Source organism: Clostridium sp. BSD9I1 (assembly GCF_900185645.1).
In the GTDB taxonomy this organism is placed as follows: domain Bacteria; phylum Bacillota; class Clostridia; order Clostridiales; family Clostridiaceae; genus Clostridium_AK.
This window is the reverse complement of sequence record NZ_FYAM01000023.1, coordinates 1,137,518-1,152,552: the sequence shown is the minus strand read 5'-3', so window position 1 is coordinate 1,152,552 and position 15,035 is coordinate 1,137,518. Positions and strand designations below refer to the sequence as shown.

14 protein-coding genes, 1 pseudogene and 1 riboswitch are annotated in these 15,035 nt (G+C 29.7%); of the genes and pseudogenes, 14 read left to right on the top strand and 1 reads right to left on the bottom strand.

What is annotated here, in order from left to right:
- Positions 1-19: 19 nt before the first annotated feature.
- Entirely contained in the window at positions 20-715 is a 696-nt protein-coding gene (locus BSD9I1_RS13195) for a YjgB family protein (RefSeq protein ID WP_186430698.1), read from the bottom strand.
- Positions 716-936: 221 nt separating this feature from the next.
- Here BSD9I1_RS13195 and aroD point away from each other — a divergent pair, with 221 nt between their 5' ends.
- From aroD to BSD9I1_RS13125, 14 genes and pseudogenes are all read left to right on the top strand, one after another.
- Positions 937-1,704 (top strand): type I 3-dehydroquinate dehydratase, encoded by a 768-nt coding sequence (gene aroD / locus BSD9I1_RS13190; protein ID WP_186430697.1) that lies wholly within the window; start codon positions 937-939, stop codon positions 1,702-1,704.
- A 311-nt stretch (positions 1,705-2,015) separates the two neighbouring features.
- On the top strand, positions 2,016-2,345 hold the full coding sequence (locus BSD9I1_RS13185) for a metalloregulator ArsR/SmtB family transcription factor (RefSeq protein WP_035309282.1): 330 nt from the start codon (positions 2,016-2,018) through the stop codon (positions 2,343-2,345).
- A 13-nt stretch (positions 2,346-2,358) separates the two neighbouring features.
- Complete coding sequence (gene arsD, locus BSD9I1_RS13180; RefSeq protein WP_186430696.1) at positions 2,359-2,733, top strand: arsenite efflux transporter metallochaperone ArsD; 375 nt, start codon at positions 2,359-2,361, stop codon at positions 2,731-2,733.
- 20 nt (positions 2,734-2,753) lie between these two features.
- Complete coding sequence (arsA, locus tag BSD9I1_RS13175) at positions 2,754-4,496, top strand: arsenical pump-driving ATPase (protein WP_186430695.1); 1,743 nt, start codon at positions 2,754-2,756, stop codon at positions 4,494-4,496.
- A 135-nt stretch (positions 4,497-4,631) separates the two neighbouring features.
- The gene (locus tag BSD9I1_RS13170; protein WP_186430694.1) at positions 4,632-5,606 is read left to right on the top strand and encodes a DUF2087 domain-containing protein; all 975 of its coding nucleotides are present in this window, start codon (positions 4,632-4,634) and stop codon (positions 5,604-5,606) included.
- Positions 5,607-5,625: 19 nt separating this feature from the next.
- A complete protein-coding gene (locus BSD9I1_RS13165) occupies positions 5,626-6,285 on the top strand; it encodes a flavodoxin family protein (protein WP_186430693.1) in 660 nt (219 codons plus the stop codon).
- 58 nt (positions 6,286-6,343) lie between these two features.
- Entirely contained in the window at positions 6,344-7,096 is a 753-nt protein-coding gene (locus BSD9I1_RS13160; protein ID WP_186430692.1) for a MerR family transcriptional regulator, read from the top strand.
- Positions 7,097-7,268: 172 nt separating this feature from the next.
- Positions 7,269-8,264, top strand: a complete 996-nt coding sequence (locus BSD9I1_RS13155) for a DUF4003 family protein (RefSeq protein ID WP_186430691.1) — start codon at positions 7,269-7,271, stop codon at positions 8,262-8,264.
- Positions 8,261-8,353 (top strand): annotated as a pseudogene (locus tag BSD9I1_RS13150) (undecaprenyl-diphosphate phosphatase); the annotation flags it as partial. The gene BSD9I1_RS13155 and the pseudogene BSD9I1_RS13150, both read left to right, overlap by 4 nt.
- A gap of 112 nt (positions 8,354-8,465) precedes the next feature.
- Positions 8,466-9,245: an ion channel gene (locus tag BSD9I1_RS13145; protein ID WP_186430690.1), complete on the top strand. Its 780-nt coding sequence runs from the start codon at positions 8,466-8,468 to the stop codon at positions 9,243-9,245.
- A 442-nt stretch (positions 9,246-9,687) separates the two neighbouring features.
- On the top strand, positions 9,688-10,329 hold the full coding sequence (locus tag BSD9I1_RS13140) for a hypothetical protein (RefSeq protein ID WP_186430689.1): 642 nt from the start codon (positions 9,688-9,690) through the stop codon (positions 10,327-10,329).
- Between the two features lie 41 nt (positions 10,330-10,370).
- On the top strand, positions 10,371-11,654 hold the full coding sequence (locus BSD9I1_RS13135) for a VanW family protein (RefSeq protein WP_186430688.1): 1,284 nt from the start codon (positions 10,371-10,373) through the stop codon (positions 11,652-11,654).
- Between the two features lie 206 nt (positions 11,655-11,860).
- A riboswitch (cyclic di-GMP riboswitch) is annotated at positions 11,861-11,952 on the top strand.
- A 124-nt stretch (positions 11,953-12,076) separates the two neighbouring features.
- On the top strand, positions 12,077-13,078 hold the full coding sequence (locus BSD9I1_RS13130) for a ketoacyl-ACP synthase III (protein WP_186430687.1): 1,002 nt from the start codon (positions 12,077-12,079) through the stop codon (positions 13,076-13,078).
- Between the two features lie 66 nt (positions 13,079-13,144).
- Entirely contained in the window at positions 13,145-14,677 is a 1,533-nt protein-coding gene (locus tag BSD9I1_RS13125; protein WP_186430686.1) for a methyl-accepting chemotaxis protein, read from the top strand.
- The last annotated feature ends 358 nt before the right edge of the window (positions 14,678-15,035 follow it).

Sequence of the window (15,035 nt, the reverse complement as noted above, 5' to 3'; positions counted from 1 at the left end):
GTCGCTTTAAGTATTTTATTTACCATTGCCTACCTGGGTCGCCTGCCATTGAATTAACAGTCCCACGGGGGTATAAAATAGAATAATGATCCATTAAAGGATCGGGGGTTTTTGTTGTAGGTTCGGGAAATACAAGTAGTATTTTAAATTCAGCACCTGCGACATAACCAATTATTTCTTCCCCCTTTACTTTAACATCATAGGCTGGGGTTCCAAAGACACTCTTTACTTTAGAGAGAGATAGTTTTTTTATTTTACTATCGAAGGATCTAACCTCAAATATTTGTGAACCTTTATTGAATCCAAAAGCTAAATTGTGTTTTGGATATGTGGCATAAATTCCCTTTGCAGCGGCAATCCAATCTTCATTTGTAGGTTCTCCTAAAGTTTTCTTAACATCGTCAATTATAGCCTGCTTAGCTGGATAATCAGAATTTATAACTTTTCCTTGTTTAGCCAACTTCATAATGTTTAATAAAAGTATTTTTTCGGAGTCTTCTTGCTTGGAGGGTGTATTTTTAGAATTATCACCATTATTATTATTATTATTATTATTAAGATTACTATTAGAAATATCACTAGAAATAGGGGTATTATCCTTAGGAGTTTTATTACTTGGTTCACTAGTGAAAGTGGCACATCCTGATATTAGAGTTAATGAAATAACTGATGTAACCATTAATTTAATATATAGATTTTTATTTATTATAGCCATTATTATGACCCCCTTTTCCATTAAGTATTTTACTTCTTTAAATATTTATACGAAATATATACTAAAAAGTTTCAAGTTATATGATTAAATTATGATATTATGAAAATGGCTAAAGCTTTTAAAATATGGATAGAGTAAGAAATTATAATTGACTACATTAAATAAGTTATGTTCTAATTATATTTATAAATGTTTTAATATGATTGAGAGGACGAGTATTAATGAAAAAAGTAGTTACAATTAAAGATGTTACAATTGGAGAAGGTTTGCCTAAAATTTGTGTGCCTATAGGGGGGAGAATTTTTAGTGAAATCATAGAAGAAGCTAAATATTTAAATGATTTAGATTTTGATATTTTAGAGTGGCGTGTGGATTTTTTTGAAGACGTTACTGATATAAGTAAGGTTAAAGAAGTATTACAGACAATTAGAAAATTCTTAGAAAATAAACCTATTCTATTTACATTCCGCAGCAGTAGAGAAGGTGGACACAGAGAAGTCTCACCTGAATTCTATATTGAATTAAATAAAAAAATTGTTGAAGCAAAGCTTGTAGAAATTATTGATGTTGAGCTGTTTAATGATGAAAAAGATGTAAAAGAACTAGTCAGTATAGCTCATGCAAATAATATAGCAGTTATAATTTCTAACCATGATTTTTATAAAACGCCGGCAAAAGAGGAAATGATATACCGCTTGCGTAAAGCACAAGAGCTAGGAGCGGATATCCCTAAAATTGCAGTGATGCCAAAATCAAAATTAGATGTTTTGGAATTATTGGAAGCTACAGTTATTATGTCAGAAAAATATGCAGACAGGCCAATTATCACAATGTCTATGTCAGAGTTAGGAGTTATAAGCCGTTTAGCAGGAGAAGTATTTGGCTCTGCATTGACATTTGGTGCAGCTAAAAAGGTATCAGCTCCTGGACAAATAGGTGTAGAAGATTTATACAATGGATTGCAGTTAATACATAAATACTCGAAATAACTAATTAGTATAAAATATAAGGTGGCATTGTGTCGGTAGTCCGAGGGTAAAAACTTATTTGATTGAATAAAAAATCTATACTCTTAAAATAGTGTATCTACGCCGAAAGAGGTGATTGGTTAGAAACAATCGCCTTTTTATTTTTTCAGATAATACAAAGGCAAATAAATGGTGGCTGCATATATTAGGTATACATAGAGAATAATAGATGTAATAGTTAATGTTATGTTAAATTATATAAGAAATATTGACTATACATAGATAGTGTTCTATATTATATATAGATACATATCTATATAAGGAGTGGTTAGGTGAATTTAAATTATGATGATAATGCAAAAATATTCAAGGCGCTTTCAGACTCCAGCAGACTTAGAATAATTGATATATTATCCTGTGGAGAAAAATGTGCTTGTGATATATTAGAGAATTTTAATTTTACTCAACCTACGCTTTCTCACCATATGAAGGTTTTAATTGATTGTGGCATTGTTCAGTGTAGAAAAGAAGGATTATGGAGTTATTATTCTTTAGATAGTTCTAACTGTAGTAAGTTAATGTTATTTCTTATGAATCTTGTAACAGATACAGAAGATTGTATTTGCAAAGATAAATCAAAATGTCAATGTAAAGAAAGATGAGGAGATGTATATTATGAAGAAGATGATTATTTTTGATCCGGCTATGTGCTGTTCTACTGGAGTGTGTGGACCTGTTATTGATCCACAGCTTCTTAGAGTTTCAACTGTATTAAATAATTTAAAGAGCAATGGAGTTATTGTTGAAAGATATAATTTAACAAATAACCCACAAGCCTTTGTAGATAATAAGCTTATCAATGATTTGTTAAATAGTGAAGGAGTAGATGTACTACCAGTGACACTTGTTGATGGAGAAGTGGTTAAAACTAAATCATACCCAACTAATGAAGAGTTTTGTAAAATGCTAGATATTCCAGAGGATTACCTTAAAGTTTCAATAAAAAAGATGAAACCTAAAAGTTGTAATTGTGGTGATGGATGTTGCTAATAAAAAAGGAGCGTGGAGAAATGCTAGAAAGTTTCGATCCTAATGATATAAAATTAACTAAGTATTTGTTCTTTACTGGAAAAGGTGGAGTTGGAAAGACATCAACAGCTTGTGCAACTGCTATTATGCTAGCAGATCAAGGGAAAAGAATAATGCTTGTAAGTACGGATCCAGCTTCAAATTTACAGGATGTTTTCGACACAAAATTAAACAATAAAGGTGTTCAGATAAAAGAAGTTCCAAACCTTATAGTGGCAAACTTTGAGCCTGAGGCAGCTGCAAGAGAATATAAAGAAAGCGTGGTAGGTCCATATAGAGGGAAACTTCCTGAGGTAGTAATTAAAAATATGGAAGAACAGCTCTCAGGCTCATGTACTGTTGAAATAGCTGCGTTTAATGAGTTTTCCAATTTTATTACAGATGAAAAAGTTAAGGATAAATTTGACCATATTATATTTGATACAGCACCTACAGGTCATACACTTAGAATGTTACAGTTACCATCAGCATGGAGTAACTTTATTAGTGAAAGCACTCATGGTGCATCCTGTTTAGGTCAGTTAGCAGGACTTGAGAGTAAAAAAGAAGTTTATAAGAGTGCAGTGAAAACATTAGCAGATGAAAGTGCAACAACACTCATACTTATTTCAAGGCCAGAAACAGCCCCATTAAAAGAAGCTGAAAGAGCGTCAAAAGAATTACAAGATATAGGAGTTAACAATCAAATTCTCGTTATAAATGGTATCCTTAAAAATGCTGATGATAATTTATCAAAAGATATTTTTAACAAGCAGCAAATGGCGCTTGAGGATATACCAGAGCATCTAAAAAAATTAGTTACATTTGAAATTCCACTAAGGCCATACAATGTAACAGGACTTGAAAATATAAGAGCCTTTTTGAAAGAAGATAATATTAAGTACAGTGATGAAGAACTACAAGTTAATGAAGTCCCAAAGTTAAATTCTATTGTAGAGGATTTATATAATTCTAACAAGAAGGTTATTTTTACAATGGGCAAAGGTGGGGTAGGCAAGACTACCATTGCTGCAACAATTGCATTAAGTTTAGCTAAGAAAGGCAAGAAAGTTCATTTAACTACTACAGATCCAGCGGCACATTTGAAGTTTGTTTTACATGAAAGCTATGGTATTACAATTAGTAGCATAGATGAAAAAATAGAATTAGAAAAATATAGAGAAGAAGTTTTAAGCAAAGCTAGAGAAACAATGAGTGAAGAAGATATTGAATATGTAGAAGAAGACTTAAGAAGTCCTTGTACTCAAGAAATTGCTGTATTTAGAGCATTTGCTCAAATTGTTGAGAAATCGCAAAATGAAATAGTTGTTATAGATACAGCACCAACAGGGCACACATTGTTACTACTAGATTCAACAGAAAGCTATAATAGAGAAATACAGCGTTCACAAGGAGATGTGCCAGAATCAGTTAGGAAACTTTTGCCTAAACTTAGAAATTCAGATGAAACAGAAGTAATAATTGTAACTTTAGCTGAAGCGACACCTGTTTATGAAGCTATGAGGCTTGAGGAAGATCTAAAACGTGCAGGTATAAAAAGTAAATGGTGGATAATAAATTCAAGTTTATATGCTGCAAATACTACAAATAATATTCTTAAGGCTAAGGCTAGCAATGAGATTGTTTGGATTAATAAAGTTAATGAAATATCAAAGGGCAACTTTGCAGTAATAGAATGGAAAGCGGAAGAAATTAAAGATGAAAAACTTTTAGAACTTTTATAGTATAGTGCCATCCACATGGCAAGTGGCAAGTTAAAAAAGCGATTGGTTAAAACCAGTCGCTTTTTTTAGTATAATTGACAATAATAAATAATAATGTTAATATGTCTATGAAAACAATAGACGGGAGAGAAAAAAGTGAATGAGTTAATTCGTAATGCAACTATAGATGATTTTAAAAGAGGATATGTTTGGAACAGCAAGAAAGCAGAATTTATTTGCTTAATATGTGGGGTGAACATAGGTAACGATGATAATGATGTAAATTCTCACATTGTAGAACATGGTAATCCCATTGAAAGATTACTTTTGTTAGATAAAAAGTACACTGGACTTACTGAAATCCAAAAAGAATTCTTGGGGATGGTATCAAATAAATATAATGATAAAGAAATTGCTGTAAAACTTGATTGTGCAGAATCAACAGTAAGAAACATGAGATTTGCTCTAAGAGAAAGGGCAAGGCAAGCAAGAGCTTTTTTAGCCATTATGGAGTTAACTGATGAAAAAATGCCAACAGTAACACAGCCTAAGCTTCGAAACTTTCCTGTTAGAGAAGGGAAAAGAAAAGCTTTATTACCTAGGTTTGCTGATTTATTTGAGCCAAACAAAGATTATACGGAAATGGAAGTAAAAAAAATTATTAAGACTATTTATGAAGACGATGCAATTATACGCCGTTATTTAGTAGAGTATGGTTATATAAAGAGAACTAAAGATGGAAGTAAATATTATAAGAATTGCGAGGAGAATGTAATGGATAAGATGGGAAAAAAAGAACTTATTAATGAGTATAAACAGCAAGAAATAGAAATGGGTATAATTGAAATACACAATAAAGCTACAGGATATTCTTATGTAGATATATGTAAGAACTTATATAAGCCCTTTGAAGGAATTAAATTTCAGTTAAATATGGGAAGATTTAAGGTGAAAAACTTACAAGATGATTGGAAAATTTATGGAGAAGACAGCTTTACATTTGAAATTGTGGAAAAGCTTAAGGTGCAGGAAGGTGCTACAGAAAAACAAAAATTGGATGACTTAAAAGAACTTTTACTGATATGGGTTGAAAGTCAGGGAGAGGATTTTAAGTTATATAAAAAAATATAGTAAAATGGAGAGTGTGACAATGAAGATTGTAGTAATCAATGGTAGTCCTAAAGGTAAAGCTGGTAATACTAATGTAATGGTAAGTGCATTTCTAAAGGGAGCAAAAGAAGCAGGAGCAGAGACTGCAAGTATATTTTTAGCTGAAAAAGAAATACAGCACTGTAGAGGTTGTCACACATGTTGGGAGAGAGGTCCTGGCCAATGTGTAATTAGTGATGATATGTTAAGTGTACTTTCACTTCTTGGATGGGCAGATATTATTGTATTTGCTACACCAGTATATTTTGAGAATGTTTCTGGTATGCTAAAAGTTTTTATGGATAGAATGACAATGATAGGAAGTCCTCATTCTCAGAAAGATATGAAAGAAGAAAATCAAGACTTAAAGCCTACAGAAGCACAGGGGCCTAAGCTAATGATGATGTCTAGCTGTGGCCATTCTGATAAATCTGAGTTTCAAGTGATTTCACTTTGGATTAATAGAGTTGCTCAAAAGATGCATATGGATTTGATAGGAGAAATTTATTCTACACGAGGGAAACTTCTTAATAATCCGCCAGAAGAATTGCAAGCTACAATAGATAATTATCTAAAATTTTTAGAAAAGGTAGGGAAAGAGATTGCCACTGAAATAAAATTGTCAGCGGTTACTCGAGAATTAATAAAAAAATCTTTTTAATAAACCATTGACTCTTACCTTAGGTAAGAGCTTAACATTATATTCGAGGTGAGAAATCATGGAATACACGGTTAAAGAAATTGCAGAGTTAACAGGAGTAACAGTAAAAACACTCCATCACTATCACAAAATAGGATTATTAGAACCATACAAGATGACAGAAGCCGGCTATCGTCTTTATGGAGTGGAAGAGCTGCAAAGATTACAACAAATATTGTTTTATCGTGAACTTGATTTTTCTCTCAAAGATATAAAAAAGGCTCTTGAAGATGAACCGAGTAGAATTGAGTGTTTGATTGAGCAACAAAAACTGCTTATTGCGCGCAAGCAGAGAATGGATTGTGTATTAAACACCATTGGAGAATCGATTCGTCTTACTAAGAAAGGAGAAAATATGGATAAATCATCAATGTTTCAAGGTCTCAACAAAGAAGAATGGGGTAAGGTGCTTACACAGCAAAATGAGTATCTTAAAGATAAATATGAGTATGACATGTTAAAATCTGAAGATATTCAAGTGGAACAACTAAATGAGCAAGCTTTAGAAGCACAGGAATTTATGAATTATGTTGCCAATGCGCTGAAAAGTGGATGGAGAGCAGATGATGAGAAACTACAAGATAAAATTAAACAGCATATAACATTTTTAAGTAATCATGGTGCGACTATGGATGAAAAATCATTTGTGAATGTTTCAAAGTTCTTTTTACAGGATGATTTTCATAGAAATATGTTAGAAAATCAGCAAATTGGTCTTTCATATTATCTTTATACAGCATCGGAAATGTATTCAACACAAAGTAATAGTTAATTCTTGGCTGTAAGTGAGCTTAGGTTCATTTACAGCTTTTTACTTTTTATAGATAGATTATACTAAAGATAACTTAAGGTTATATTTAATTAATTGAAATTATATATGATAAATTTATTATATATAATATACTTATACATAAGTGATAGAAAGTTAAATGGGAGGATAAATTATGGATATATATTTAAAACAAAAGGTAGATTTAATGGCAGAGAACTATCATGAATTAAAAACCTCATTTAAATGGGAAAACAACTTATTGAAACATTTTGGTGCTATGATTCATGCAACTAAAAATGAGAAAGTTAATATAGAAAAACTTCAAGAAATAAAGAAATATATTAAGAACGAAACAAGTTGGACTTCATACTTTAGAGGAACAAATGAATTTTTATTAGTAAATCTTTTATATTTTGAAGAGGACTATAAGAGCTTTTTTAAATCCATGACTGGGCTTTATGAAAAAATGAAAGAGGAAAAGTTTAAAAGAAGTATACAGCTTCCTTTAGCTGCTTATACAATAGTAAAAGAAACTTCAATGTATGAATGGGATTATAAAATTAAAAGAACAAGAGAATTCTTCGATAATATGAAGAAAAATCACTTCTTCTTAACATCAGCAGATGATTATGTTTTTGCTGCAGTTTTAGCCTTAACGGATTTACAAGTGGAAGAAACATCAAGAAAGATTGAACAGTGTTACAAGTATTTAAATAATGAAGGCTTTTATAAAGGGAATAATCTTCAAACTTTATCCCATGTTTTAGCAATTGGAGAAGAAATGGTAGAAGAAAAATGTAATAAGGCAGTAAATTTATACAATAAACTAAAAGAAGCGAAATGTAAGATTGAATACAATGGTTTAGCCACCTTAGGGCTTTTAGCGCTTGTAACTGATGATGTGGATAAGATAGTCGGCGAGATAAAAGAAGTTTTTGATTATATATCTGAAAAGGAAGGATACAGTTTTTGGAGCATTAATAAATCAATGAAAATCATGCTAGCAACTACATTGGTTTCCGATTTTTATGTAGATGAAATTAAAAAGGGAGTTCTACAAATAGCCTTAGGAAATACTATTAGTGCTATTATTATTGCTCAGCAACAAGCAACAGTAGCTGCAATTATAGCCACAAATGCTGCTGCAACTAGCTCTTCAAATTCATAGGATTATTTCAATGTTTGGCTATAATTCCTGGAATGTCACGCTCAGCTTCAACAATCATAGAGGGATGGGTATCAGGATTTTCAGGAATATTTCACTAGGAAAGTTTTTAGTAATAGGAAAGGCTTTAAAACTATATATTATATAAAATAGTAGTTTTAAGGAGGTAACATCATAAATATCATTGCTTATAATTTGATAATTGTGGCTATTTCTTTATTATGTTTTTGTTTAGCGTATTTAATTGATGTAAATATTATAAGTGGTGTAGTTGTAAATCTATTTTGCTCTGTATTAATACTTTTACTTAGAAGTTATGCCTTATTTTATGTAAGTCTTGCAGCTACATTGATAATATCGTATAGATATTATAATAAAAGGAAGAAGATAGGCTCTAATGAATTGGTGAGCATTTTTGCACTTAATTTAATAAATATAGCTATTTCCTCTTATATACTATTTAGGATTGTATATTATTATCCTATAAAATTTTTTATGCAGAAGTATATAATATTTACTAATATTGTTTTAATAGAAGACGCTCCTATTGCATATATGATAATGATATACATGGTTATAATAATACTAATATTATCAATTAATAATCATATGTCAATACAGTATAAAAATAATGTGCAACTTACAATAATGAAGACATCGGTAACGTTTATTTCAATTGTACTACTTATAATTGTGGCAAATGCCATTGTATACTTTATTATACACAACTTTCCTTCCAGTCAGCTTAATGGTATATTTGATGGGAATTTTCTTAAAGACCCCATTAAATACTATTATAGGGTAGCTAAACCCTTCTCGGATTGTCTATGGTTTAGTGCAACTACTTTTTTTACTGTAGGATATGGGGATATGCATCCCGTTGGTAATATAATGTATTTCACTTCCATAATGGAAATGATAAGCGCCTACATACTAGGAATAATCATTATACCAATTTTATTGTTTAAGGTATCAAGTAAGTAAAATTATAAGTCGTGAGTTTTCTAAAATAAGTAGAAGTTAACTAAAAAAGCTTAAACTGCCAACTGAAAGGTGTTTAAGCTTTTTTAGCATGTAATCAAAATAATGTTTTATTATATGATATATAATTAAATTAATAAAAAAATTAAAAACTATTAAAAATCACTAGAATGACTTCGATATATATAATATGGATGTGATTATAGGTGATAATAAAATTTTTTTTAATTGGAGTTGTATTTTCTTTAATTTCATTGCTCTTTTGTAGAAGTATATTCAAATTTTTTGAAAACAAATTGTTTAAAACACAATATGGATTTACAGATAAGTTTCAGTATATCTTCTTTTGTTTAATCATGTTTGCATTAGGCATAATAATAGGGAAAATGGTTATCTGGCGAATTATATAGTTATAATAAAGTTTTAATATTGAGGAGTGTATACCATGTCAAAAATAATGTCTGTTTTAGAAAAGTATAATTTAGTAGAAAAAGTTAGTAAAGAAAAGTCAGAATATACTGATTCAGAGTTAAAAAATAATATTAAACTTGATGGAGTGGTAAACAATGGGGATGACGTTGTAAATGTTGAAGCTAATGATTACAAAGAAAAAGTTAAAATTGTCGAGCCAGTTATTGAGGATAAGTCTTCCATAGTTGATAATAATAGATATAAAAAGAAAATGACGATAGATGAGATATATTCCTTAAATGGACTTGAAAATAGCAGTATTAATACAGTTTTCATGCTGCAAAGTTTAATCAATGCTTTACCACAAAATCTGCCCAAAGATATAGTGAAGCAGTCGGTTATAAATATTATTGATGCTTCCAAGATGGATTTAAACAAACTTCTTTCTGATGGAGATCAAAGATTGAATTTATTGGATGAGGTAATAGACGGCTATTGCAAGCAAACTAACAATAATATTACTAAATATAAAGAAGAGATAGCCAAGCTATCAAGTTTAATTAATGATTACCAAGAACAAATAAAAATTAATGAAAATATGTTAGAAGAGCAAATATATGAAATTAAATACGAATCCCAAAAAATAGGCGAAATTATAAACTTTTTTTCAAAATAGATTTGTAATATATTTTTAATTTTAGGATGAATTATGAGGGAATGATGAAGGGAAAATATCGTGTTACTTTAGGTTTTAAGATTTTAGTATTCCAGTTTATCTCAAGTTTTTTAGGTTTAATAATTGGTTTTGTATGGGGATTAAATATGGAAAATGAGAGATGGAGTCAGTTGATTTATAGTGATATAAAAATAGCTGATATTGATCTGGGGGGTAAAACTAAGGAAGAAGCAAGAAATATAATTAATACTCAATACATAGATAATATATATAACAAGAAACTATATGTAACAATTGATGGTAAAACTTACTCTATAAACAAGCTTCAATTAATTAAAAGTTACAGTATTGATAGTGCCATTGATAAAGCATTTAGCTTTGGAAAGGATTTAAATATAATTAAACAGCATGAACTTATAAAGCTTGGTAGTAATAAGGCATATAATTTAGATTTTACTTGTGATGACGAAGTAATTAGGGCATTCATAAGTAAAATTGAAAAAGAAATCAATAAAAATCCTATAAATGCAATAATAAAAATGAATACTGAAAGTAAAATACAAATACAAGATGATATAAAAGGTTCCATAGTTGAAAAAGAAAAACTTTATGAGTATATTAAGAGTATGATAGAATCAGGGACAAGCGGTGATATTTATATAAAGGCGCCTGTTAAAGAGGTAGAAGCTGAAATTAAAAAGTCTGAACTTTCTGGTATTAATACGTGCATATCGTCGTTTAGTACAAGTTTTAAATCGTCATCTTTTATGAGAGTTAATAATATTAAAGTTTGTATTAATGCTATAAATGGTACAATTTTAATGCCAGGTGAGACTTTTAGTTTTAATGATGTAGTAGGAGAGAGAACGAAAGAGCGAGGATATATGGAAGCCCCAGTTATAATTGATAATAAAATTGAATCAGGGATAGGTGGAGGTATTTGTCAGGTGTCATCTACCCTATATAATGCAATCTTAAAAGCAGGAATACAAAATATAGAGAGAATAAATCATTCATTACCATCTTCTTATGTAGAGCTTGGACTTGATGCTACAGTTGATTGGCAAAACATAGATTTTAAATTTGTAAATACGCTTAACTATCCAATATATATAGAGGGACATACTGAGAATGGAAATTTATATATTAATATTTTTTCAAATTCTGATTTAAGTAAGAAAGTATATGTAATTGAAAATGATGTGAATAAGAATGATAGTGTCTATAAAGTGAAAGTCATAAGAAAAACATATGAAAATGGAATGCTCATTAATTCTGAATTTATTTCTAACGATACGTATGCACCAATATCTTCTAATCTCTAATATAAATAAACTTGAAAAACTACCATTCAACAGATACTGATGAGTTTTTTATTATATTCTAATAAGTTTTGTTAGGCATTAGATATGTATAGAAGTTGTATAATAATAGTACAATCAATAAAATATACTAAAGAAGTAGTAAATAATGCCGATTATATACTTGTGAATTGAATGCATGTAAAATATGTTAGTGAAATCCAAATAAATATTGAAAATAGCAAACCTATTGAAAAGTTGGGACGCAAAGCTATGGGTCTAATGGATGAAATATCAATCCTATGATTGCCAGGTTGCCAAAGTATTTTAATAGAACAGTGTTTTATGAATAAAGTTTATAATAAAGTGCTAAAGGTGCCCTTGTAGCAAAGGCTTCTTTAGCATTTTTTGTTTTTAAATATCATAAAATCAGGGAGGCCATAATTATGTTTAAAAATGTTTATATAAGAGGAATAGGGAGTTATCACCCCAAGAGGCTAGTCAAGAATGAATACTATATTAACCATTTTAAACGATATGGGTCAGAAAAGCATGTAGCTGGACTCATGAAAAAGCTTGGAAGAAGTTCAAGAACTTTAGCTAGTAAAAATGAAACAAGTATAAGCATGGGAGTAGAGGCTGCTAAAAATGCTCTTTCAAATGCTGGTTTAACGTCATCGGATATTGATGCCATAATAGCAGTTTCTGATACGCCAGAATATTTAACTCCATGTTGTGCATTAATATTAAAAAATAAGTTACAAGCAGAAAATGTTACTAATGTATTTGACGTAAATAATGACTGTGTAGGTATGCTTACTGGTATAGATATCGCGTCAAAGTATTTAAAAACTGATAAAAAATATAAAAGAATTTTAGTTGTTGGTTCAATGCTTATAAGTCCTTTTGCTCGTGAAGATGATATGGTTGTTTATTCATGTCTTGCAGATGGTGCAGCGGCTGTTATATTAGAGGTAAAGGAAGAAAATCAAGAAAGAGGGTTATTAGGCTCCAGAGTATTTACAGATGATACATATAATGAAACCATTAGATTTCCTGCATGTGGTTTATCTAATGTACCAAGTGCTATTAAAGCACATGATAAAAAAATGGCATGGAACCCATTTGATTTTGGATTTCTTTCAGACAAATGGACAGAATTAATTACTGAGTTATTAAAAGAAAATAAATACAAACCAAAGGACGTTTCACATTATTTCATGTCCCAGTTTTCTAAATCTGATATAGAATTAACATTAAACAAGCTAGAAGCTTCTTTAAATAAGGCAACATTTGTCGGCGATAAATATGGGTATACTGGGTGTACAAGCCCTATTATGGCTTTAGATGACAGAGTAAGAAAAGAGAAGTTTAATAAAGACGATATACTAGTATTTTGTTCGGTAGCTGGTGGATATATAATGACTGCATTATTATATAAATGCTAGCAAAATTATTATTAAATATTAAGAAACTTATTGTACAAAAATATGTAATTAAACGGAGGATAATTTATGGCTAATAATGATGGGATTGTGAGCAATTATCAAAAGAAAACTTTAAGATTTGTTTTAATTCTCTATTCTATAAGTGCCTTGTTAGCAGGTATAACATTTGCAGGTATGAAGCTCTTAGGCTTATATAAAGAAGTGAAATGGGGCTATATTGTAATATTTACAGTACTAGTGCTATTAGAAGTGGTAATGTTTAGAGTCGTTTATAAATCAATATTAAAAGCTAATGATAATTGGATGAATCAGTTAAATATGTTTAAGCCAATTATATTAGTAATATCATATGTTAATTATCTTTATATTACTTTAATGATACCGTCAAAGGAATTATGGGTAAGTGTTTTTTACTTTATAATAATAGGAGCATTATTTTTAGATAATAAAATGAACATACTGTCTATAATCATAGGTTTAATATGTCAATTTATAATATTTAAATTTAATCCTTCAATTTTGCCAGATGATCAGGTAATTATAAGAGAGCTAATAGTAAGAAGTATAGTTATAACACTTATTTCTGCTGGAATTTATATTTTTACACTTTTTGCTTCCATGTTACTTAAAGATGTAGAAGCTAATGAGGATATGCTTAAAGAAAAAAATGATAGGATTTCGGGTTTATTTATTAAGATAGCTGAATTTTCAAATAGGTTATTAAAATCAAGTGATTTGTTATCAACTATGCTTGAAGAAGAAACTAATTCGATTCAAGAAATTGCTAACACTAGTCATGAAATAAGTATAGATTCAAAAGAAATGTTAGATAAGTCATATAAAAGCAAGGATAGTTTAGAAATATTATTAGATATAAATAAAATGGTATCTTTGAAAGCTAAGGAGACTAAAGAGGTTTCTATAGACTTGGTTAGAGTTTCTAATGATAATGAGGAATCTTTAAGAAGTGTACTAGATATTATGGAAGGCATAATAAAGAGTATAGAAGCAACTTATAATGCTATAAGAGTTTTAGAAGAAAGATCAGGACAAATGGATGAGATATTATCTGTTATAGGTAGCATTTCAGAGCAAACAAACCTACTAGCATTAAATGCTAGTATTGAGGCTGCAAGGGCAGGGGAAGCAGGTAGGGGATTTGCTGTTGTTGCAGATGAAGTTAGAAGACTTGCAGATAATAGTCAAAAGTCATTAAGTGATATAAGTACTATTGTCAATGAATTTAAAGAAAAGACAAATCAAGTACAAGGACTAATGGAAGATAATAATGACAAAATAAGTGTAGGAAATAAATTTCTTAATGAAACGGTTTCTAATGTAATTAGTATGATTGAAGATTTAAAGTTGTCTGGAGAAAATATAGATGAAATTAATAAATTAACAACTAACTTACTTAATGAAACAGAAAATGTAGTGGTTCTCAACTCTGATATAGTTGGAAAAACACAAAATACTATAAATATGTTTAGTACAGTAAGTGATTCAGTAAGTGAAAGTGCAGCTACAAGTGAAGAAATAGCTACTAGTGCTGAAGAATTAAAAAATATAGCTATTGCAATGAATGAATTAATTAAATAAATAGTGATTTTCAAAAAGGTTGAAAAACTATTATTACATAAGATAGTTTTTCAACCTTTTAAGATGCAGCAAATATAATAAAAATTACTTAATCGGGATATATATATCAAAATAATTCCCAAAAGTCTATGAAGTCTCATAAATCAACACTCACAATATATATTACATAAAGCACTTTAAACATGCACTTTTTTTATGACCTAAAGTGCTTAAAAAACCATCTATGCCTATATATCCTAAACTATTTACTTCGATAAAGCTTCGTCATATAATATAAAATTATTTTTAATAAGGCCTAAAGGATAAGGTATGGATGCTCCCTATACTTTGTATTTATCAACATCATTTATTTGCATTT